Below are 22,349 nucleotides of genomic sequence, written 5' to 3' on the forward strand. Positions count from 1 at the left end.
GCGCTAGAATACACAAAAAAGGCACGAGGCACATGAGCAGAATTCTTTTCGTACTCCTAGGGGTGCTGCTTCTGGCATCCTGTGGGGGCGGCTCTAAACAGCCGCCCAGCAGATTAAACGATGCGTGCAGTATTGCGCGTGAAAAACCCGACTATATCAAAGCCTTCAAGAACACCGAGCGCAAATGGGGCGTACCGGTTCACGTTCAGATGGCGACCATCTATCAGGAAAGCCGCTATCGGCACGATGCGCGCACTCCGCATAGATACGTATTGGGCGTCATCCCGATGGGTCGTCAAAGCAGCGCTTACGGCTATGGTCAGGCACTGGACGGCACATGGGAACAGTACCAGCGTGAAACAGGAAAACGCCGGGCCAAGCGCGATCGCATCCGCGACGCCTCGGATTTTATCGGCTGGTACATGAACAAAAGCTACGAGCGAAACGGTATCCACCCGGCAGATACGCGCAATCAATACCTGGCCTATCACGAAGGTCACACAGGGTACGCCCGTGGCAGCTACAACAGCAAATCCTGGTTGTTGAACGTTGCCAATGACGTAGACGCACGCGCACAACTATATCAGGCACAGTTGGCAAACTGTCGGTATTGACACATACAAGCGGGTCAGCGATTGCCTGACCCGCTTCTCTTTTTGTCCGAGAACAGCTTCTGATCAAGGCGACCGCCTTCATTCATGGCGCCCAGCAATACCGTTGTCTGGCTGCCCGCATTGTCGTGAATCACCCACTTGCGCAGCTCGACCGGATTGTCCGTGAACATCAGTTCGATCCGGCCCGCTTCGGGGTTCTTGGGATCCTGCGCGGTGACGACGGTGGCCGTGCCGTCAAAGCTGTGACCTACAACCATATTCGCCTGGCTCAGGTTCACGTTGCGCGCCAGCACGATGGACAGCGGCGTGCGCTTAAGCGGGTATTGCTCGGGCGGCTGGTTCGATTTCGGATCAAAGATCTGAACGCTTCCGGATCTTGCCAGCACCACGGCACTGTTGGGCGGGTCATATTCAAACCGCATCTTGCCGGGGCGCTGCATCCACAGCTTGCCGGTGCTCAGCGAGCCATCGTCATTCACCTGGGTGAATGTCGTCTGAACCGTCTTCAACCCGTTCAGGTAATTGGAAATCTGCGAGAGCGGCAGCTTCTCCGCCGCCCATGCGGCGGGTGCGGCCAGTGTCAAAGCAAGGGCAAAAGCAATCTGTTTCATGCCGTACAGATAGACCTTCTGCCCTTGTTATTAAATATCTTACTGCTCGGGGACGAGGATGTCCCGCTTACCGACATGATTTGCTGACGAAACAACGCCTTCGTCCTCCATCTGCTCAACCAAGCGCGCCGCCTTGTTATAGCCGATGGCAAGTTTCCGCTGGATATACGAGGTCGAGCATTTGCGATCCTTGATCACGATTGCCACCGCCTGATCGTACAACGCGTCCTCTCCGTTCGTATTGCCGCCAGTGTTCAGACCCAAAACGGCATCGATATTGTCAGCCTTTTCCTCGGCCGGACCGTCGACGACACCGCCAATGTAGTCCGGCGGACCGAACTGTTTCAGGTGGTTGACGACTTCCTCGACCTCTTCATCCGAGACAAAGGGTCCGTGGCAGCGGGTAATCTTGGCACCCCCAGCCATGTAAAGCATGTCGCCCTGCCCCAGCAGCTGTTCGGCCCCCATTTCACCCAGAATGGTGCGGCTGTCGACTTTCGACGTCACCTGGAAGGAAATCCGCGTTGGGAAGTTCGCCTTGATCGTACCGGTGATCACGTCGACCGAAGGGCGCTGTGTGGCCATGATCAGGTGAATGCCCGAGGCCCGCGCCATCTGCGCCAAACGCTGGATGCAGGCTTCGATTTCCTTTCCTGCTACCATCATCAGGTCGGCCATCTCATCGACGATGACAACGATATAGGGCATCGCTTCGGGTGCGAATTCTTCAGTCTCGAACGTTGGTTCACCGGTTTCATCGTCAAACCCGGTTTGCACCGTGCGGCTGAACATCTCGCCTTTGGCCAGCGCATCCTTCACCCGGCCGTTATAGCCCGCGATGTTGCGGACGCCCATTTTGGACATCTTGCGATAGCGATCTTCCATCTCGCCCACGACCCATTTCAGGGCGACCACCGCTTTTTTCGGGTCGGTCACAACGGGCGACAGCAGATGCGGGATGCCGTCATAGACCGACAGTTCCAGCATCTTCGGGTCGATCATGATCAGGCGGCATTCATCCGGCGTCAGCTTGTACAGCAGCGACAGGATCATGGTGTTGATCGCCACCGACTTACCGGAACCGGTTGTACCAGCAATCAGTAGGTGAGGCATCTTGGCGAGGTTTGCCACGACGGACTCGCCGCCGATATCCTTGCCCAAGGCCAACGGCAGTGCCTGGTTGCCATCGCCAAAATCGCGGCTGGCCAGGATTTCGCGCAGAACCACCATTTCGCGGTTTTCGTTCGGCAGTTCGATGCCGATCACCGAACGGCCCGGAAGGGTCGAAACCCGCGCTGACAGGGCCGACATCGAACGCGCGATGTCATCGGCCAGGCCAATCACGCGGCTTGCCTTCAGCCCCGGAGCAGGCTCCAGTTCGTACATGGTGACGACCGGGCCCGGGCGAACGCTGACGATCTCACCCTTCACGCCGTAATCATCCAGCACGTTTTCCAACATCCGCGCGTTTTCTTCCAAGGCTTCATCACTCAGATGGTGGCGCTGAATGCTGGCCGGATTCGACAAAAGGCCCAGAGGTGGCAGTTCGAAGTCCGAGTGCCGCTCTTCAAAGGATAATGCAGGCTGTGCCTCGGCCTGTGCGCGGCGAGACGGTTGCGGTGTGCGGCGTACCGGTTGCGCGACCACGGGCTTGCGCGGTTCGGCCACCGGGATTTTCATCGCCGGGCGTGGTTGCAAAACAGCTTCTTCGACATCCTCGAATACCTCGTCCTCCAGATCCGGCTCGGGTGCATAGTGGTTCCGCATGGGTTCGGGCGCATTTTCAAACGGCGTGGATTCTTGCCAGTCTGGCATGTCATCCGCTGTTACGGGCGGCTCGGGCGGCAGTCCTGCTGCTGTCACCGGCGGTTCCATTGGCAGGCCATCCGGCTGGCTTGCGTTCAGGATCAGCGGGCCCGGGCGACGGCCACGGCCCTTGGTCAGCGGAAGGTTCGGGTCGGGTTCGGGCGTCAACTCACCGGTCGCCACTTTGCGATTGCGCACAGCGGCCGAGATTTTCGAACGGATGCGATCTTCACCCGGCATTTCGTCGAAACCCGCGATTGGTTCCGGATCGACCAGCTCTGGCTCGGGCATGGGATCGGGGCGCCTGATGAGTGACGGCATGCGCGCCAACAGACCGGACTTGACCGGAGGTTCGGGACTTTCCGGTTCAGGTTCTTCAAAGATTGGATCGGTATAAGCCAGATCATCCTCGAACACGGCCTCGGCACCTGCGGTTCGCGCAAGTTTGCGCTCTTCCCATTGCGCGCGACGATCTCGTGCCGCCTGCGCAGCCGAGGCTGCACCACGGCCCATCAGGGTCATCAGCATATCATATGCCATCACAAGCCCCAGCAGGAAGGCGCGGAAACCCCGCTTGACATCGGTTTTGGTGAAACCCAGCACAAAAATACCCAGCGCAATCATCCCGACCGCCATGGCCAGCGACATCAGCTTCACCAGAAAATGTGACGAAATCGGCAACAGCGTCAGCAACGCGCCCATGACCGTATCACCGAACAAACCGCCCAGACCATAACTGTGAGTCGCGCGCCAGTCTGCATCAGGAACGAGGGTTGCGGCATACACCGAGACGACGGCGATCCAGATCGGCGCAAAAATCAGACGCGCAATGGCGCGATCTTCCCCGAAATGGCCCGCAAACCGAAAACCCCAACCGATCAGAACCAATGCGATGCCCCAGCTTCCCCAGCCGACGATCATGAACAAGGGTGCGGCGATCGAGGCCCCAATCCGCCCCATCCAATTTTGCACCGGCGCGTCGGTGGACACCATCCAGTTTGGATCATCGGGCGTGTAGGACCAGATCATCGCGGCCGCAGCCAAACCCAGCAGGATCAGGGCGATGCCGATCAACTCTTTGCTGCGTCGCTCAAGGGCTGCCTGCGTTGTGCTGTCCAGCAATGGATCGCGGTTGCGCGCGTTATATGATGCCATTTTGCCCTCGTACCTCACGAATAGATGCAGTCGCGGAGTGTGATCAGACCACGCTGCAACTCTGTTTTTGGGGCCACCAATGCAGCCCGAATAAATCCTTCGCCCGGGTTCTTTCCCGGATCGCCTTGTGAAAGATATGCGCCCGGCAGGACCCGGACACCGGTTTCCTTCCAGACTTTCAATGCGGTGTCTTCACCATTCTCGACCGGCAGCCACAGAAAGAAACCGGCCTCGGGCGCCATATAGCCTTGCACGCCTGCGAATACCTCATCCGCAATGGCGTACTTTTCCTGATACAGCGCGCGGTTTTCGCGAACGTGTTCCTCATCCGCCCAAACCTTTGCCGCGGCAGCTTGCAAGGGCAGAGGCAGAGGCGACCCGGCATAGGTGCGCAACTGCTTGACCTGTTTGATCGTCTTTGGGCCACCGGCGATAAGCCCCGACCGCAAACCGGCCAGATTCGAACGTTTGGAAAGTGAGTTGAACAGCGTGATCCGTTCAGGATCAGCGCCCAGCTCCTGCGCGACAGTCAGAACACCTGTCGGGGCTTCTTCACGGTAAATCTCGGAATAACACTCATCCGCAAAAATACGGAAATCGTACCGCTCGGCCAGACGGATCAGGTCGGCCCAATACTCGCGCGAGGCAACGGCCCCCTGCGGATTGGCGGGTGAACAGATATAGGCCACGGCGGTGCGGTTCAGCACGTCCGCAGGCAGGCCGGCATAGTCCGGCAGATGGCCCGTCGCGGCGGTGGCGGGCACAAAATAAGGCTGCGCGCCCACCGACAGCGAGGCGACCATGTAGACCTGATAAAACGGGTTCGGGCACAGGATGATCGGCTGCTGACCGTTCTTCTGTTCCGGGCACAAAGCCATGGCGGCGTTGTATAGCCCCTCGCGCGTGCCGTTCAGCGCCATCACGTTGGCATCAGGGTCCATCTGAACCCCATATCGCCGCTTGATCCAATCCGTAATCGCCGTGCGCAGGTCATCCGACCCTTCGTTCGGGGGATATCCCTGGAACCCGGCGGCGTTTTCCATGATGACATCCGTCACCCAAGCCGGAAAATCATGTGTCGGTGCACCAATGGTCATGTGAACGACATCACCGCCCGGCTGGTGGTGATCCAATAGGGCGCGCAGACGCGGGAATGCATAAGCCGGTAGGTTCGAAAACCGCTCGGGGAAAACCATGGTACTGCCTCAATATCGGGGTCATTGGCGCCCCGTTTTTTTGGCAGATTACAGTCCGTGTGCCTCTTCGTCCAGACAAAGAGGTTCCGAATCAGGGGATTGTGGCATTCAGGCCAGCACCGTTTCCGCTGCCGAACCCAGCCGCAACAACGCCTCTTCCGAGCTGGGATAGCCCAGCATCATCAACCCGCAGCCGGGCGTTCCTGTGGGCAGGCTCAGCGCCGCCAGCCCCATCAGATTGCCAATCCGCGTGTTCCGCAGGGCCAGAAGATTCTCGGTTACGTAATAGTCGTGATCGCTGAGCAAGCGCTCCAGATTGGGCGGCAAAATCGGCGCTGTCGGCGCCAGAACCGCGTCAAACCCGGCGGTTGCCGCGTCCCAGGCGCTGCGGCATGCCTTGAGTTTGGCCCAGGCTGCCACATAGTCGGGGCCCGAATAGCCCATGCCAATGCGGAAGCGTTCGAGAATCTCGGGATACATTGCATCGGGATTGGCTTCGATGACATCGCGCCACAGCCCATAGGCCTCGGTCGTGTATACGATGCTGGTCAACGTCATGGCCTCGTTCAACTCGGGCACTTCCAACGGCACGATCTCGGCCCCCGCGTCGGCAAGTTTGGCCACAGCTTCGTCATACGCATTGCGCGGTGTGTCGCGCAGGTTGTCCTTGGCAATGTTCTGCAAATCGGCAAAACGGCGCCCTTTCAGCGAAACGCCACGCAGATCGGCAGGCGTTCCCCCCTCGAGCAGAGCCAGCACATGCGCCGCGTCCTCGACCGAACGCGCCACAGGTCCAACCGTGTCGAAACGCAGGCACAGCGGCACCACACCCTCCAGGCTGAGCCGCCCCGCAGTGGTTTTCAGCCCCACCAGATCATTCCAAGCCGCCGGGATACGCACCGAACCACCCGTGTCCGAGCCGATGCCACACGCCGCCAACCCCCACGCGACCGAGGCCGCAGCCCCCGAAGACGACCCCCCGGGCACTGCCGCCTCGTCATGAATGCAGGGCGGGGTTTCGGTGATCGGATTCAACCCAAGGCCGGAAAAGGCCAACTCGCTCATATGTGTTTTACCCAGGCAAACGGTGCCCATCTGAGTCGCATTGCGCAGCACCAGCGCATCCGCATCCGGCACGCGATCCTTCAGCAGAGCCGAACCCGCCTCGGTCACGGTGCCGGCGGTATCGAACAGGTCTTTCCAACTGATCGGGACGCCATCCAGCAGCGACCGGCGCAGGCCCAGTTGCGCGCGTTGCCGAGCGGCTTCAGCCTCGGCCCGGGCGCGGTCACGGGTGACGCGGGCATAGATGCGGTCCCGATGCGGATGAGCGTCAATAGCGGACAGGTAGGTTTCCGTCAGTTCGACCGGATCGATCTGCCCCATGCCAATGCCACGGCCCAAATCACACGCGGTCATTGTCAACCAATCCTGCATCTCATCCCTCCAGATTTTTCGACTTTGGGTGACGGTAGCGACAGGACTGCACATGGACAATCCCGAAAGGGCGCGCATATTGCAGGGCATGAAACAGGCTTCTGACATTCTGATCGTGGGCGGCGGGTTGAACGGCCCTGCTTTGGCGCTGGCACTGGCACAAACCGGTCATTCGGTCACGGTGATCGATGCGCTTGTCGAAAAGGTTCGCAAGAACGCGGCATTCGACGGACGCGCCTATGCGCTGGCTCTGGCCTCACAGCGGTTGTTGGATGCCATCGGCATTTGGGACCGCGTCGCGCAGCACGCCCAACCGATGCTGGAAATCAAGGTCACAGATGGCCATGCCGGAACGGGGCCATCGCCTTTTTTCATGCTTTTCGACCATGCCGAGATCGAAGAAGGCCCCATGGGGTATATGGTCGAGGATCGCCACCTGCGCCGTGCTTTTCTGGGCGCGATGGCCGAAGAGCCGCGCATCACCCAGGTAAGCGGCAAATCCGTCGTTTCGCAACAGGCCGACGCGGCCAGCGTGACCGTGACGTTGGATGACGGCACAACCCTGGGCGGCAGCCTGCTGGTTGGCTGTGACGGTCGCCGCAGCGGAACCGCGTCACGGGCCGGCATCAAACGCACCGGTTGGGATTACGGCCAGACGGCATTGGTCTGCGCCATCGAACATGAGCTGCCGCATAATGGCATTGCACATCAGTTTTTCATGCCACCCGGTCCGCTGGCGATTCTTCCGTTGACCGGCAATCGCAGTTCCATCGTCTGGAGCGAACGCGCCGACACCGCACAGCACATCAACGCCCTGCCCGGGGATGACTACGTGCAAGTGCTGCGCCCGCGATTTGGCGATTTTCTTGGTGAAATAAGTCTGGCGGGTGATCGTTTCACTTATCCGCTGAACCTGACCATCGCCAATTCCTTCATCAGCGATCGCATGGCGCTGGTCGGGGATGCCGCGCACGGAATGCACCCCATTGCCGGTCAGGGCCTGAACGCTGGCCTGCGCGATGTCGGCGCTCTGGCTGAGGTTCTGACTTTGGCGGGACGGCGCGGCGAGGATATCGGCTCGTTGATGGTACTGGAGCGCTATCAGGAATGGCGCCGTTTCGACACGGCCTCGCTGGCGATGGCGACGGATGTCTTCAACAAGCTGTTTTCCAACGACAACCCGCTGCTGCGGCTTGGGCGTGACATTGGTATGGGGGTTGTCGGCGCTTTGCCCGGCCTCCGTCGCGGTTTCGTTCGCGAAGCGGCCGGGCTGACCGGGGATCTGCCCAAGCTGTTGCAAGGGCGCCCGATTTAGTCCAGCTGCCGGGCCTCATCGACCAGCATGACCGGAATGCCGTTGCGGATGGGAAAAGCCAAACCCGCCGCTTTTGAAACGAGCTCTCGCTTTTCGGCGTCATAGTGCAGGGTCGTATGTGTCTGCGGGCAGATCATCGCCTCGAGCATGTGGCGATCAAAGGCGTGTTCAGGGTCGGTCATTGCAGTTTTTCCTCGTTTGATCCGCCGCGCAAGGCGAACTCAATCAGCGTCACCAACGTTTCGCGCCGGGTGCGCAGGCAGGGGGCTTCCAGCAGGGCCTGTTTGTCCTCGGGGTCGAAATCCAGAAGCATCGACAGGGAATTCACCAAAAGTTCATCCTCTGCGTCCTTGAGCGAATCCCAGTCGGTGGACAATTGACGGGATGAAAAGAAACGCTCCAACAGTGTCAGGAACGCGTTGCGGTCAAACCCGTTGTCTTTCTCGGCCTTTCCCAGATCACGGTCGAACCCGTCCCACGAGACCGCGCACCTCCGGTAGGGCGTGAACGAATCCAGCTCTGACATGACCCTGAACCGGGATATACCGGTCAACGTGATCAGGTACCGGCCATCTTCGGTTTCCGAAAACTGCGTCACCCGCCCTGCGCATCCAATACGGTGCAGCTTGTCGTCGTCATTGACCGAAGGATTCGGCTGAACCATTGCGATCAACCGTTCCTTGGTTTTCAGCGCGTCGTCCAGCATCTGAAGATAGCGAGGCTCGAATATGTGAAGCGGCAAGCGCGAACGCGGGAGCAGCAGCGCCCCGGGCAAGGGAAAAACTGATACCGTTTCCGGCAGGTCGGCGGGATGCATCATGTACCCGAGTCTAGCTCTGATGAGAGATTAGGCAAATATCATAGAACTGAGTTTGCGACGTCCGTTCAGAACAATCGGGTCATTGGGCTTGAGCGCATCGAAGATGGTGAAAAGCTGTGTCTTGGCTGCGCCTTCATTCCATTCACGATCCCGGCGGAACAGTTCCAGCAATTGTGCCACGGCTTCTTCCACATTGCCGTTCGCGTGCAGCGCCTGCGCCAGATCAAAGCGGGCCTGATGGTTGTCCGGATCCGCCTCGACTGCTGCCGTCAGCTCGGCGACGGGGCCGGCATCTGCCGCCTGCTTGGCGAGCTCCAGCTGCGCATGTGCGGCCTCCAGCTCGGCCGATGTGGAGATCTCGGCCGGAGCGCCGTTCAGGATCGCTTCTGCCTGCTCCAGATCACCGGTGGCGATATGCGCCCGCACCAGCCCACCGTACGCCGCGGCGTGGTTCGGATCTTCGCCCAGAATTGCGACAAAGGTCTGAGCCGCGTCCGCAGCCGCGCCTTCGGCAAGCATTTCCTCGGCGGCCTGCACAGCATCATCCAGTTGGCCCCCCGGGCTTTCCCCCCCTGCGGCTTCGATCACACGGTCGACGAAAGCCTTGATCTCGGATCCCGGCAACGCGCCTTGAAACCCGTCCACAGGCTGGCCTTTGAAAAAGGCATAGACGGTCGGGATCGACTGGATGCGCATTTGCGCGGCAATTGTCTGCGCTTCATCCACATTGATCTTGACCATCTTGACCGCGCCTTTCGCGGCTGTCACAGCCTCTTCCAGCATCGGCCCAAGGGTTTTGCACGGGCCACACCAAGGTGCCCAGAAATCAACGATCACAGGTGTTTCCTGCGAGGTTTCCACCACATCGGCCATGAAAGTGGCCTCGGTCCCGTCTTTGATCAGATCGGTTGCTGGGGCGTTTCCGCCGTTCAGAAGGTCCATGGCAATCACTCTTTCGTTCGAACTTGCGCCCTATATGCAGCCGCTTGCCGCGGAAACCAAGTGCTGAGTTGCGGATCAGACGTCGAAACTGGCAAAGACCGGAGCGTGATCGCTTGGTTTTTCCCACCCACGGGCGTCTCGCAGAATACGGCTGGAATGGCCCGCGTTCGAGATATCGGCCGTGGCCCAGATATGGTCCAGCCGGCGCCCCTTGTCCGCCGCATCCCAATCCCGGGCGCGATAGGACCACCAGCTGTAAAGCTGCCCTTCCGGGATATCCTGACGGGTGATATCGACCCAGCCACCTGCTTCCTGTGTCTCGGCTAGATGCTCGACCTCGATGGGCGTGTGCGAGACGACCTTCAGCAGTTGTTTGTGTGACCACACATCATCCTCACGCGGAGCGATGTTCAGGTCGCCGACAAGGATGGATTTAGCCGGCTTTTCCGCACGGAACCAATCGCGCATATCAGTAAGATAGTCGAGCTTCTGGCCGAATTTCTCATTCACGTTCCGGTCCGGCACGTCGCCGCCCGCCGGGACATAGAAATTGTGGATCGTGACACCATTTTCCAACCGCCCGGCAATATGGCGGGCATGTCCGAGACCCGCGAAATCCTTGTCGCCCACCTCTTCCATCGGCAGGCGCGACAGGATGGCGACACCGTTATACCCCTTCTGCCCGCGCGCGATCATGTGGGTGTAGCCCAGTTCGGCAAACCCTTCGGTCGGGATTTTCTCAACCGGTGATTTACACTCTTGCAGGCACAATACATCAGGGGCTTCTTCTTGCAGCAATTTCAGCACGATAGGCTCGCGCAGGCGAACGGAATTGATGTTCCATGTGGCAAGGGTGAAAGGCATGTCGGGGATTCCTTTGTCGCGATTGGCGCAGGTTAGCGTGGCATAACGCCAGTTGCCACGAGAAAAGGCGGCCCGATGCCAGGACCACAGGCCGGCAGTTAGGCGGGCGTCACATTCATGCTTTCCCTTGCCCTGATATCTCGCCTGATGCAGACTTGTCTGCGAATGAGGAATGTCTGTTTCACCGCTGGGTCTGTTCGCGAACAGACCGGCCCGGCACCATGCTTTGGGAGGAGTGTGTCATGGCATCCGAGACCGCAGGTTCCACGCCACCGGAGGATCTGACGCCTCAGCAGCGGGACATGCCGCAGGTCAACAAGATCACGACGGATGACATCAGGGCGTCGCTGAAAGCCGGGTTTTCCGACTTTCTGGCCCGCCCTGTCCTGAGCGGCTTTTTCGGTCTGTTCTATGCAGTATTCGGAATTCTGCTGGTTTGGGCTCTGATCTGGCTTGGCCAGATCTGGATGATCATTCCCGCCATTGTCGGTTTTCCGCTGGTCGCGCCTTTCGCCGCCGCCGGGCTTTATGAAATGTCGCGCCGCTTGCAGAAAGGCGAAAGCTTTGGCTGGGCTGAAATCCTCAGCGTCATGGCCAATCAACGCAAACGCGAATTGGGCTGGATGGCCTTTGTCACACTTTTCATTTTCTGGGTGTGGATCTACCAGGTCCGGCTTTGGCTGGCGATCATCCTCCAGAACGCATCCTTCTCGGACTTCGACGGGTTTTTGAACACCGTTTTCTTCACGCCGCAGGGTTGGATCTTCCTTGCCGTAGGCACCTGTGTCGGCGCGTTCCTGTCAGCCGTACTGTTTTCGGTGACCGTCGTCGCCATGCCCTTGCTGCTGGACCGGGACACCAACTTCATCTCTGCCATGTTGACCTCATTGCGCGTCGTATCCGAAAGCCCGGCGGTCATGCTCGGCTGGGCGGCGATCATCTCGGTCACCATACTGCTGTCGCTGGTTCCGGCGTTTCTGGGCCTGATCTTTACCCTTCCGATCTTAGGCCACACCACGTGGCACCTTTACCAGCGCGCCGTTGCCCCGGCGGAAGGGTGAACCGCGGCAGAACTCACCTCCACCATTGGTCGAATACCGGTCAGTGCTGCTGTCTGCCTTGTGTGGAAACCGCCCCTCAGCAGCGAAAAAAAGCCGGGCCATTCGGCCCGGCAGTCCAACAGGGAGGTACATGTCATAACCCGGACATGCACGGGTTGGGAGTAACCTAATTATGAGTGCAGAGTATCACTTTGATCCACATCAATCCACAACCAGTTAAGACACGAGCCTATATCCACCCGATTCTGTGACCAAAAGGCGCGCATTGGACGGATCGGGCTCGATCTTCTGACGCAGACGATAGATGTGGGTTTCCAGCGTGTGGGTCGTGACCCCGGCATTGTATCCCCACACTTCGTGCAACAGCACATCCCGTGCCACGACACCGTCGGTTGATCGGTACAGGAACTTGAGGATGTTGGTTTCCTTCTCGGTCAGACGGATCTTGCGGTCTTCTTCCGTGATCAGCATCTTCATCGCCGGCTTGAACGTATAGGGGCCAAGAACAAATACCGCGTCCTCGGATTGTTCGTGCTGCCGCAACTGAGCGCGGATCCGGGCCAGCAATACCGGAAATTTGAACGGTTTGGAGACATAGTCATTCGCGCCGGCGTCCAGGCCCAGGATCGTATCGGCATCGCTGTCATGACCGGTCAGCATCAGAATCGGGCTTTTGACGCCCTGTTTGCGCATCAGGCGGCACAGTTCCCGCCCGTCGGTATCCGGCAAACCCACATCAAGAATAACCAGATCATAGATCGCTTCGCGTGCGCGCTCCATCGCGGACTGGCCGTCTGACGCTTCGAAAACGTCAAAGTCTTCGGTCATGACAAGTTGCTCGCTGAGCGCCTCGCGCAGATCCTCGTCATCGTCCACCAACAGGATTTTCTTGAGTTGAGCCATTTCCCGATCCTCCAAACGCTTTTCCATCACTTGCGCGCGGAATATGCAATCAACAAGATTTGCTGCAACGGTTTCACGCCTTCGTGTCAGAGTTGGCAGAAATGTTTCACATTTCCTTTCGAAACAGCTAGGAGAAGGGCTGAGCGTTATAGGGTAACATAGATGAGCCTCATCCCCGATATCACCGAACTTCTTGCCCGGGCCCGGGCCGATCTGCGCATGGGCGTTCCAGTGGTGCTGACCGATGACAGCGGCTTTAGCGTTGTGGCGATCTCTGCGGAAACGCTCAACCCTCAACGCCTGGCCGATCTGAAAAAGCTCGGAGACCCGGTGGTGGCCATTACCGGGCGGCGGGCCGAAACACTCAAGGCGCGGGCCTATGACGGCGATCTCGCGCGCGTTTCGATTCCCGCCGATGCAGATATCACTTGGGTGCAGGCGGTTGCTGATCCCTCTGACGATCTGAACGCGCCGATGAAAGGCCCGTTGATGACCGAGCGCCACGGCAACGCCAATTTGCACCGCATCGCGATTGCGTTGGCCAAGTCCGCGCGCATTCTTCCCGCCGCGGTCGTCGTGCCGGTCGAAGACGGTCGGGCCTTTGCCGTATCGCACGGCCTGACCTGCATTGACCACACGCGCGCCGCCCCGCATCTGGCGGACCGCAGCGCCCTGCATGAGGTGGTTGCCGCGCGTCTTCCGATGGAAGTATCCGAGGCCGGCCGCCTGCATGTTTTCCGCCCCGAAGATGGCGGAGAAGAACATTACGCAGTCGAAATAGGCCGCCCGGATCGGGACAAACCAGTGCTGGCCCGATTGCATTCCGCCTGTTTCACGGGCGATCTGATGGGCAGCCTGAAATGCGATTGCGGTCCGCAATTGCGGGGCGCGCTGGCACAAATGGGGGCCGAAGGGGCTGGCGTTCTTCTGTATCTGAACCAGGAAGGGCGTGGTATCGGGCTGGCCAACAAGATGCGTGCCTATTTTCTTCAAGATCAGGGTTTTGACACGGTAGAAGCAAACCACAGGCTGGGTTTCGAGGATGATGAGCGCGACTTCCGACTCGGGTCGGATATCCTGAAATCTCTGGGTTTCAACTCGGTGCGCCTGCTGACCAACAACCCTGCCAAGATCTCGATGATGGAACGCACGGGGATCGCCGTGACCGAGCGCGTTCCATTGAAAGTGGGTGAAACCGCGCACAACCGGGGATACCTGGCCACGAAAGCCGCGAAATCCGGGCACCTGTTGTGACCCCAGACGATCTTGTGCTCACCCCGCGTGGCGTTCGCTTTCTTGGCAGGACGTTCCCCTGTTCGGTTGGCAAAGGCGGATTGAGCAACACGAAACACGAGGGTGATGGGGCGACGCCTACCGGATGCCATCGAATCGTCGGCTTGCTCTACCGGCCCGACCGGCTGGTCGCCCCCAACTTCTGGGCAATCCCGATTGGGCCGCAGGACTTGTGGTCGGATGACGTCGAGGACAGCCACTACAATCACATGGTGCCGGCCCCTTATGCGTTCAGTCATGAAAAACTGCGCCGGGCTGATCCGCTTTACGATCTGGTCCTGTTGACCGACTGGAACTGGCCGAATGCCGTTCCCGGCAAGGGATCGGCTATTTTTCTGCACCAGTGGCGCAGGCCCGGCTACCCCACCGAGGGCTGCATTGCCTTCCGTCGGGGCCATCTGCACTGGATTGCAGGGCGAATTGCCCTTGGAACGCGCCTGATCATCCCTGAGGTTTGACCCGCTCGCCGAAAATGGCCGACCCGATACGAACATGGGTCGCGCCCAAGGCGATGGCCTGCTCGAAATCGCCGCTCATCCCCATCGACAACCCCTCAAGCCCGTTGCGTGCGGCGATCTTGGCCAAGAGGGCGAAATGCAAAGTGGGTTCTTCATCGACCGGCGGGATGCACATCAACCCGCGCACCGGCAGGTCCAGCGAGCGGCATTCCGCGATAAACCCGTCCGCATCCGCAGGAAGAACGCCTGCCTTCTGCGCTTCTTCACCCGTATTGACCTGAATGAACAGGTCGGGGCAGTATCCCTCCTCTTGCGCCAGCCGCGCCAAGGTTTTGGCCAGTTTGGGGCGGTCGACCGAATGGATCGCATTGCACAGTTCCATCGCCTGCCTGGCCTTGTTGGTCTGCAACGGGCCGATGAGATGCAGATCGACGGCATCGAATTGCTCTTTGAAAGCGGGCCATTTGCTGGCCGCCTCCTGTACGCGATTCTCACCAAAACACCTGTGGCCCTGCTCCAGCACCGCCTGAACCCGCTCATTCGGTTGTACTTTGGATACAGCGATCAGTTTGACGGAACCGGCAGGGCGGTCCGATCTGGCTTCGGCATTTGCAATGCGTGAGGTGATTTCTTGCAACGACATGGGCCCCTCAATCTGTCTTTGGCGCAGAAAAACACCAAGTCGCCACAAAAGAAAAGGGCGAGTCCGAAGACCCGCCCTTAAATCTTACGGTTCAGATCAGCTTAGAAGTTGAACTGAGCACCGAAGTCGGCACGGATTGTGTCGCTTGCGCAGCTGTCACAATCGTCACGGCCGATACCACCGCGCAGCGATGCACCGCCGCCCAGGTCGTAGATCGCACCGATAGCAACCTGCTGAGTGTCAGCAGAGGCGTTACCGTCACCGTAGGTGAACAGCAGGGTGGTTGCAGCGCCCAGGTTGTAGGCAGCCGACAGACCCCATGCGGTGCCGTCAGTTGCTGCGACTCGGGTTTTGTCGTCTGCAACGAACAGAGTACCCGAGAAATCACCCCATTCGCCACCCAGAGTCAGAACGGTCAGGCTCGGATCGCTGCCTGCGCCACCGTCGGTCTGACCATAGGCCAGAGCGGCTGTGATGTTGTTGAAGGTGTAGGTTGCGCTGATGTCCCAGCGGTCTGCGTCAACGGTGGTCGAAGTGGTACCACCAGCTGCAACAGTTGTAACCTGCGCTTGGTCATAAGATGCACCAAACGAGAAGTCACCAACCGAATACTGGAAGAACACAGCGTTCGCGCCCGAACCGGTCGACGAGTAAGCCAGGAAGCTATAGTCAACGCCCGAGTACTGACCTGCGAACAGTTCCAGACCAACTTCGTTGCCGTAGTAGTTTGCCAGGTTGTCAAACGAACCTGCGACGTTGCCCGCGTCAACACGCAGACCGCCGTAGATGACCGAGAAGCGTGCGCCGTTAAGGCCGGCCGAGTTTGCTTCACCGGTGCTGGCGTCTTCGTCAGCTTGCAGACGAACACGACCTTCAAAGCGAACGCCGCCGTCGGTTTCTACGATGCCGTCGATGTTCAGACGGAAGCGCGAGACCAAGATAGCGTCGTCAGACTGTGCGGTCGAGCTTGCGGAGACGTCATCGGCTGTGCCCATCAGGCCGTCTGCGCCAGGTCCGTTCACGGTTGTGGTTGCGGTACGGTCTTCAACGTAGCCAATACCAAAACGGCCGTAACCGCTGAAGTTAACTTCAGCTGCTGCAACGCCTGCGGTCGCGATCAGCGCCGTCGATGCGAAGAGAACTTTTTTCATCTTGTTTCCCTCGGTTTCATTCAAAAGAGTTATCTACTCGACACATGCCTCGGCATATGTCTCAGCACGGACACCGTTTCGCTCTTTTTGCCCCCATTGCGCAAGCTTGGCATAAACCCGGTCACGTCATTGGGGTCAGATTGGTGCAAGGATGCCACAGTTCGTTTTTGCCCGGATCAGGCTGACACGCTTACATTTCAGAAGAATAGGCTTGTTGCAGCGAGGGTCCTTGGCTAGGAGTATGCCCTGAATACTGCACAACAAGTGAAAACAGGACCTGCTGACAATGCGCCTGCCTACGATTTTGGGATTAATCATGCTGACCACCACTATTGCGGCATGCGGGCAGAATCGAAGCACTTCGACATATTCCCCCAATCCCGCCAGCGGTAATTCCGATGAACGCGAGTTGAACGATCCTGAACGTACCACGCTTTGGGACATTTTCGACCGCAGCACGGCCGAGCAGACCACCAATGTAAACCGGTACTTGTGGGCAGCTTCTCTGGACATATTGAACTTCTTGCCTGTGCAGGAGGTCGATCCGTTTACAGGAGTGATCGTAACGGGTTACGGCACTCCTCCGGGCGGAGGACGGTCATACAGGGCGACCGTACACATCAGTGATCCGGCGCTTGCGGCCCGGTCTTTGTCCGTCGCCCTGCAATCCAGCGGCGGCGCCCCGGTAAGCGCGGCAACAACCCGCGCCGTGGAGGATGCGATTCTGTCCCGCGCTCGTCAGCTGCGCATCGCGGACAACAAGTTCTAGCACTCCGCCGAAAATCACACTAATACCACGCCGGGTTCCTACCCGGCGTTTTCATTCACGAAGGACCGCAAAATGTCGCGCTATTCGGCCACCGAAATCGAAGCAAAATGGCAAGAGGCCTGGGACAAGGCAGGAATCTTCACCGCCAACCACAAGGCGGACAAGCCGAAATACTATGTGCTTGAGATGTTCCCCTACCCGTCCGGCCGAATCCATATGGGGCATGTGCGCAACTATACGATGGGCGACGTCATCGCGCGGCACAAGCTGGCCACCGGGCACAATGTTCTGCACCCCATGGGCTGGGACGCGTTCGGGATGCCGGCGGAAAACGCTGCCATGGCGATCGGCGGCCATCCCAAAGAGTGGACTTACGGCAATATCGCCGACATGCGCGCCCAGATGAAGCCACTGGGCCTGTCGATCGACTGGTCCCGTGAATTCGCCACATGTGATCCGGAATACTATGGCCAGCAGCAGGCGCTGTTCCTCGACATGCTTGAGGCCGGGCTGGTCTATCGCAAGAACGCCGTGGTCAACTGGGATCCGGTCGACATGACCGTTCTGGCCAATGAACAGGTGGAAAACGGGCGGGGCTGGCGCTCGGGCGCGTTGGTTGAGCGGCGCGAGCTGACGCAGTGGTTCTTCAAGATCTCTGATTATTCCGAAGAACTGCTGAACGCTCTGGACACGCTGGAAAACTGGCCCGCCAAGGTTCGACTGATGCAGGAAAACTGGATCGGCAAGTCGCGCGGCCTGCAATTCGGGTTCGAGCGCACCGATGGTGGGGAACCGATCACTGTCTACACGACGCGCCCCGACACGCTGCTGGGCGCATCCTTCGTGGGGATCTCGCCCGATCACCCGATCGCCAAACAGCTTGAGGCCGAGAACCCGGAGGTCGCTGAATTCGTTGCCGAATGCCGCAAGGGCGGCACCACGGAAGAGGCCATCGAAACTGGCGAAAAGCTGGGTTTCGACACCGGCATCCGCGTCAAGCACCCGTTGGACCCGAACTGGGAACTGCCGGTCTGGATCGCCAATTTCATCCTGATGGATTACGGCACCGGCGCGATCTTCGCCTGCCCGGCCCATGACCAACGCGACCTTGATTTCTGCCGCAAATACGATCTGCCGGTGATCGATACGTTCTTTGCGCTGGACGACGACACGCCGGTCGACAAGATCGCCTTTGTCCCGCCAAAGACCGAGAAAGTCCGCTGGGTGAACCATTTCGCAGGCTTGACCGAAGCAACCGGAGAAGAGGCGATCAACACCACCATCGATTTCGCCGAAAAAGCCGGTTGGGGCGAAGGGGTCACGAAATATCGCCTGCGAGACTGGGGCTTGAGCCGTCAGCGCTATTGGGGTTGTCCGATTCCTGTCGTTCACTGCGAAAGCTGTGGTGTGGTCCCTGAAAAGAAAGAGAACCTTCCGGTTCGCCTGCCCGATGATGTCACCTTCGACAAACCGGGCAACCCGCTGGACCGTCACCCGACCTGGCGCGACTGCGCCTGCCCGAATTGTGGCGCCCCTGCCAAGCGTGAGACCGACACGATGGACACATTCGTGGATTCGTCATGGTATTTCGCCCGATTCACCGCTCCGCGAGCGGAAACGCCCACCGATCTGGCCGAGGCGGAATACTGGATGAATGTAGACCAGTATATCGGCGGGATCGAACACGCGATTCTGCATCTGCTGTATTCGCGTTTCTTCGCCCGTGCGATGAACATCACCGGGCATTTGCCGGACAAAGCCATCGAACCTTTCGACGCGCTGTTTACCCAAGGCATGGTGACGCACGAGATCTACCAGACCCGCGATGCCAACGGCCGTCCGGTCTATCACCTGCCCGAGGAGGTCACGGACGGAAAACTGGCTGACGGCACAGAGGTCGAGATCATCCCATCGGCCAAAATGTCAAAGTCCAAGAAGAACGTGGTCGACCCGGTCAGCATCATCTCGGCCTTCGGCGCCGATACCGCGCGCTGGTTCGTGCTGTCCGATTCGCCGCCCGAACGGGACGTGGAATGGACGGCTGCGGGGGCCGAGGCCGCGTACAAGCATCTCAACCGTGTCTGGAATCTCTGCGACAAGATCGGCGCCATGGACCCGAACGCAACGGGTGAAGGCGATGAGGAACTGCTGCGCGAGATGCACAAAACCATCCGCGATGTGACATTGGGTGTTGAAAGCTTTGGCTTCAACGCGGCCATCGCCAAGCTTTATGCCTTCACCAACACGCTGGCGAAATCCAAGGCAGGTGCTGCGGCCCAAAAGCAGGCCATCAAAACGCTGGCACAGCTGATGTCGCCGATGACACCGCATCTGGCGGAAGATATTTGGGCCCATCAGGGCGGCGAAGGCCTTGTTGCCGTTGCGCCATGGCCCGTCGCCGACGAGGCGATGCTGGTTGATGACACCGTCACCTTGCCGATTCAGATCAACGGCAAGCGTCGCGCGGAAATCAGCGTGGCCAAGGATCTGGACAAAGCCGAGGTTGAAAAAATTGCGCTCAGCACCGAAGCTGTTCAAAAGGCGCTGGAAGGGAATGCGCCGAAGAAAGTGATCGTCGTTCCGGGCCGGATTGTGAATGTTGTCGTTTGATCGCAGAACGTTTTTGCTGATGCCGCTGGCGCTGGCCGCCTGCGGCTTTGAGCCCGTCTATGCACCTGGCGGATCGGGTTCGGCCTTGTATGGCCGCGTCGAGGTGTCGGCGCCCAACACCGTGGAAAGCTATTTGTTGGTCCAAAATCTGGAACAGCAACTGGGGCGAAGCGCCGGGTCGGTGAACGATTACAAGCTGGATGTTCAAGTTTCGACCGTGACGCGTGGCGCAGCAATCACCACCACAAACGAAACGCAACGCTACACGATCGACGGACGCGCGCAATACAACCTGCGGTCCAACGCAACCGGTCAGATCATCGCCTCGGGCTCGGTGGCGGATTTCGTGTCATATTCTGCCGCAGGATCGACCGTTTCTACCTTGGCGGATGAGCGCGATGCCAAGAGACGGTTGATGATGATTCTGTCGGGTCAGATCATGAACCGTCTTTACGCCACACCGGATCTGGCCGCATGAAGCTGAGCCCGCGCGAGGCTGAGGGGTATTTTGCCAAGCCGGACGCGGACAAGACCGGGCTGCTTATCTATGGCGCGGATGCGATGCGGGTTGCGCTCAAGCGGCAACAGGTGCTGGCCGCTCTGCTTGGCCCCCAAGCCGAAGAAGAAATGCGCCTGACCCGCATGCCCGGTGGCGATCTGCGTGGTGATCCCGCCCTGCTGCTGGACGCGGTCAAGGCGGTCGGCTTCTTTCCCGGTCCACGTGCCGTTTTCGTGGAAGACGCAACCGAAACCGCGGCGTCGGCAATTCTGGCCGCGCTCGAAGATTGGGCCCCCGGAGACGCCCAGATCATCGTGACCGCGGGGCAATTGAAACCCAGCTCGAAGATCCGCAAGGCGTTCGAAGGCCACCCTGCCGCCTATGCCGTCGGCATTTATGACGACCCTCCCTCACGCGCCGAAGTGGAACGGGTTCTTGCCGAGTCGGGTATGAAAAACGTGCCCCGTGATGTCATGTCTGCAATCAGCGAATTGGCAGTAAGCCTCAGCCCCGGTGATTTCGCCCAAACGATTGAAAAACTGTCTCTTTACAAACGCGGTGACAGCTCTGATTTGACAATCGAAGATATTGAGGCCTGCGCTCCGCGCTCGACCGAGGCGGCGCTGGATGATGTTCTCAACGTCGTTGCCGAAGGCCGCGCCGGTGAGATCGGGCCGCTGATCCGGAGGTTGCAGGCGCAGGGCACCAACGGCGTGACTCTGTGCATCGGAGCGATGCGGCATTTTCGGACACTCTATGCCTGCGCGTCCGATCCCGGTGGTGCTGCGCAGGGCATCGGCAAGCTGCGTCCGCCGGTTTACGGCAAACGGCGTGACCGTATCCTGCGGCAGGCACAAGGCTGGGGTGCGGCCAAGCTGCAAACCGCGCTGACGGTTCTGACCGATACGGATTTGGCGCTGCGGTCTGCGGGGCAGACAGCCCCCGCAATGGCGCTGGTGGAACGCGCGATGATCCGTTTGGCGATGTTGGCGCGATCCCGCTAGGTCATTCAGCCTTTTCCAGCCAGTCCGCGGCAGACCGACCGGCCCAGCGCCCGGTCGCCAGGCAAGCCGTAAGCAGATAGCCCCCGGTCGGGGCTTCCCAATCCAGCATTTCCCCGGCGCAGAACACACCCGGCAGGGCTGTCAGCATCAGCCCGCCATCCAGCGCTGTCCGTTTGACACCACCTGCGGTCGAAATGGCTTCGTCCATCGGGCGAAGGCCGGCATGCCGGACAGGCAGCTTTTTCAACATGCTCACTTGCACGGATTGAGAGTGGCCGCCGCGTTTTGCCATTTCATGAAACAGAGCGATTTTCTGAGCAGACAGGTTCAGCGATTTTCTCATCCACTGGGACAGTGTTGTTTTCGACCGTTTCGCGGACAACCGCGCCAGCAGAGCCTGTTGGTCCAGATCAGGCGTCAGATCAGCAAACAATGGCTGCCCCGCGCGCAAGGCCGGTGTCAGCGAATACAGCCCGCCGCCTTCCAGACCGGTTCTGGAAATCGCAGCCTCTCCTCGGCTCTCCAATTCGCCTGCCATCCATCGGATCGATTTCAATGCGGCCCCGAAATGGGGCTGCATATGTGGGCTCCAATCAACGGAAATGGCTGAGTTTGCGGGTTCAAAGGGTGCCAAAGCCACGTCTTTTCCGGCCAATATCTGCGCCCAGTGACCATCCGAGCCAAGGCGGGCCCAGCTTGCACCGCCCAGTGCCAGCACGGTGACATCCGTCGAAACACTGCGCCGCCCGTCCGGAGTGTCAAACACCGGCGCATCACTTTCCCAGCCAGTCCAACGCCAGCGGGTCCTGATCTCGACCCCGGCCTTGTCCAATCGTGCCAACCAGGCCCGCAACAAGGGCGAGGCCTTCATTGCTTCGGGAAACACGCGCCCCGTCGAGCCGACAAACAGCGTCTGCCCCAACCCGCGCGCCCAGTGCTGAACAGCTTCGGCATCAAAGTCAGACATGATCGGACGCAACCAGTCTGCCGCTTCACCATAGGCGCGGATCAGGTCGTCAAGCGGCTCGTCCTTGGTCAGGTTCAGCCCCGATTTCCCGGCCATCAGGAACTTGCGCGCGACCGACGGTTTGGCCTCGGCCACCAACACGGAATGCCCGGCTGCGGCCAACTGTTCGGCCGCCATCAACCCGGCGGGGCCTGCTCCGATCACCACTGCCTGCGCCATTCGCACCCTCTT

At 59.5% G+C, this 22,349-nt stretch carries 21 protein-coding genes; 9 read left to right on the top strand and 12 right to left on the bottom strand.

Annotation, left to right across the window (positions count from 1 at the left end; translation table 11 throughout):
• Positions 1-32 precede the first annotated feature (32 nt).
• The gene (locus GS620_RS17840; RefSeq protein WP_152459251.1) at positions 33-614 is read left to right on the top strand and encodes a lytic transglycosylase; all 582 of its coding nucleotides are present in this window, start codon (positions 33-35) and stop codon (positions 612-614) included.
• A gap of 14 nt (positions 615-628) precedes the next feature.
• Here the strand turns inward: GS620_RS17840 and GS620_RS17845 are convergent, their stop codons facing one another.
• From GS620_RS17845 to GS620_RS17860, 4 genes are all read right to left on the bottom strand, one after another.
• Positions 629-1,225 (bottom strand): outer membrane lipoprotein carrier protein LolA, encoded by a 597-nt coding sequence (locus GS620_RS17845; protein WP_152459252.1) that lies wholly within the window; start codon positions 1,223-1,225, stop codon positions 629-631.
• 39 nt (positions 1,226-1,264) lie between these two features.
• Complete coding sequence (locus GS620_RS17850) at positions 1,265-4,186, bottom strand: DNA translocase FtsK (protein WP_171617259.1); 2,922 nt, start codon at positions 4,184-4,186, stop codon at positions 1,265-1,267.
• 14 nt (positions 4,187-4,200) lie between these two features.
• A complete protein-coding gene (locus GS620_RS17855) occupies positions 4,201-5,382 on the bottom strand; it encodes an aminotransferase class I/II-fold pyridoxal phosphate-dependent enzyme (RefSeq protein WP_171617261.1) in 1,182 nt (393 codons plus the stop codon).
• Between the two features lie 108 nt (positions 5,383-5,490).
• Positions 5,491-6,819: an amidase gene (locus GS620_RS17860; RefSeq protein ID WP_171617264.1), complete on the bottom strand. Its 1,329-nt coding sequence runs from the start codon at positions 6,817-6,819 to the stop codon at positions 5,491-5,493.
• Between the two features lie 52 nt (positions 6,820-6,871).
• Here GS620_RS17860 and GS620_RS17865 point away from each other — a divergent pair, with 52 nt between their 5' ends.
• Positions 6,872-8,134 (top strand): FAD-dependent monooxygenase, encoded by a 1,263-nt coding sequence (locus GS620_RS17865; protein WP_253283984.1) that lies wholly within the window; start codon positions 6,872-6,874, stop codon positions 8,132-8,134.
• On the opposite strand, the gene GS620_RS17870 is transcribed toward GS620_RS17865, so the two are convergent.
• The 4 genes from GS620_RS17870 to GS620_RS17885 form a co-directional block, all read right to left on the bottom strand.
• Entirely contained in the window at positions 8,131-8,316 is a 186-nt protein-coding gene (locus tag GS620_RS17870) for a Trm112 family protein (RefSeq protein ID WP_171119907.1), read from the bottom strand. The two genes, GS620_RS17865 and GS620_RS17870, sit on opposite strands and share 4 nt — an antisense overlap.
• The gene (locus tag GS620_RS17875) at positions 8,313-8,954 is read right to left on the bottom strand and encodes an LON peptidase substrate-binding domain-containing protein (RefSeq protein ID WP_171119908.1); all 642 of its coding nucleotides are present in this window, start codon (positions 8,952-8,954) and stop codon (positions 8,313-8,315) included. Before GS620_RS17875 ends, GS620_RS17870 begins: the two co-directional genes overlap by 4 nt.
• A gap of 27 nt (positions 8,955-8,981) precedes the next feature.
• A complete protein-coding gene (gene trxA, locus GS620_RS17880; protein ID WP_171230603.1) occupies positions 8,982-9,896 on the bottom strand; it encodes a thioredoxin in 915 nt (304 codons plus the stop codon).
• 75 nt (positions 9,897-9,971) lie between these two features.
• The gene (locus GS620_RS17885) at positions 9,972-10,760 is read right to left on the bottom strand and encodes an exodeoxyribonuclease III (protein WP_171617266.1); all 789 of its coding nucleotides are present in this window, start codon (positions 10,758-10,760) and stop codon (positions 9,972-9,974) included.
• 242 nt (positions 10,761-11,002) lie between these two features.
• Between GS620_RS17885 and GS620_RS17890 the strand changes: the two genes are divergently transcribed.
• Positions 11,003-11,821, top strand: a complete 819-nt coding sequence (locus GS620_RS17890) for a DUF2189 domain-containing protein (protein ID WP_171617268.1) — start codon at positions 11,003-11,005, stop codon at positions 11,819-11,821.
• A gap of 216 nt (positions 11,822-12,037) precedes the next feature.
• Here the strand turns inward: GS620_RS17890 and GS620_RS17895 are convergent, their stop codons facing one another.
• Positions 12,038-12,724 carry a response regulator transcription factor gene (locus GS620_RS17895; RefSeq protein ID WP_117872957.1) on the bottom strand — a complete coding sequence of 229 codons (687 nt, stop codon included), beginning with the start codon at positions 12,722-12,724 and terminating at the stop codon, positions 12,038-12,040.
• 162 nt (positions 12,725-12,886) lie between these two features.
• Here GS620_RS17895 and ribA point away from each other — a divergent pair, with 162 nt between their 5' ends.
• Positions 12,887-13,978, top strand: coding sequence for a GTP cyclohydrolase II (gene ribA / locus GS620_RS17900; RefSeq protein WP_152459261.1), 1,092 nt, complete (start codon positions 12,887-12,889; stop codon positions 13,976-13,978).
• Entirely contained in the window at positions 13,975-14,475 is a 501-nt protein-coding gene (locus GS620_RS17905; RefSeq protein ID WP_171617270.1) for a L,D-transpeptidase family protein, read from the top strand. Before ribA ends, GS620_RS17905 begins: the two co-directional genes overlap by 4 nt.
• On the opposite strand, the gene GS620_RS17910 is transcribed toward GS620_RS17905, so the two are convergent.
• The gene (locus GS620_RS17910) at positions 14,459-15,118 is read right to left on the bottom strand and encodes a YggS family pyridoxal phosphate-dependent enzyme (RefSeq protein WP_171617272.1); all 660 of its coding nucleotides are present in this window, start codon (positions 15,116-15,118) and stop codon (positions 14,459-14,461) included. The two genes, GS620_RS17905 and GS620_RS17910, sit on opposite strands and share 17 nt — an antisense overlap.
• 101 nt (positions 15,119-15,219) lie before the next feature.
• Positions 15,220-16,269 (bottom strand): porin, encoded by a 1,050-nt coding sequence (locus tag GS620_RS17915; RefSeq protein ID WP_171233755.1) that lies wholly within the window; start codon positions 16,267-16,269, stop codon positions 15,220-15,222.
• 286 nt (positions 16,270-16,555) lie between these two features.
• On the opposite strand from GS620_RS17915, the gene GS620_RS17920 reads away from it, so the two are divergent.
• The 4 genes from GS620_RS17920 (at position 16,556) to holA (ending at position 21,151) form a co-directional block, all read left to right on the top strand.
• Positions 16,556-17,038, top strand: coding sequence for a DUF3576 domain-containing protein (locus GS620_RS17920; RefSeq protein WP_152459265.1), 483 nt, complete (start codon positions 16,556-16,558; stop codon positions 17,036-17,038).
• Positions 17,039-17,110: 72 nt separating this feature from the next.
• A complete protein-coding gene (gene leuS / locus GS620_RS17925) occupies positions 17,111-19,648 on the top strand; it encodes a leucine--tRNA ligase (protein ID WP_171617274.1) in 2,538 nt (845 codons plus the stop codon).
• Positions 19,635-20,126, top strand: coding sequence for an LPS assembly lipoprotein LptE (lptE, locus tag GS620_RS17930; RefSeq protein WP_171331745.1), 492 nt, complete (start codon positions 19,635-19,637; stop codon positions 20,124-20,126). The genes leuS and lptE overlap by 14 nt, the downstream gene beginning before the upstream one ends.
• Positions 20,123-21,151: a DNA polymerase III subunit delta gene (holA, locus tag GS620_RS17935; protein WP_171617276.1), complete on the top strand. Its 1,029-nt coding sequence runs from the start codon at positions 20,123-20,125 to the stop codon at positions 21,149-21,151. Before lptE ends, holA begins: the two co-directional genes overlap by 4 nt.
• A 1-nt stretch (position 21,152) precedes the next feature.
• On the opposite strand, the gene GS620_RS17940 is transcribed toward holA, so the two are convergent.
• On the bottom strand, positions 21,153-22,337 hold the full coding sequence (locus GS620_RS17940) for a TIGR03862 family flavoprotein (RefSeq protein ID WP_171331747.1): 1,185 nt from the start codon (positions 22,335-22,337) through the stop codon (positions 21,153-21,155).
• Positions 22,338-22,349: the final 12 nt, after the last annotated feature.

The organism is Ruegeria sp. HKCCD6428, assembly GCF_013110595.1.
In the GTDB taxonomy this organism is placed as follows: Bacteria; Pseudomonadota; Alphaproteobacteria; order Rhodobacterales; family Rhodobacteraceae; genus Ruegeria.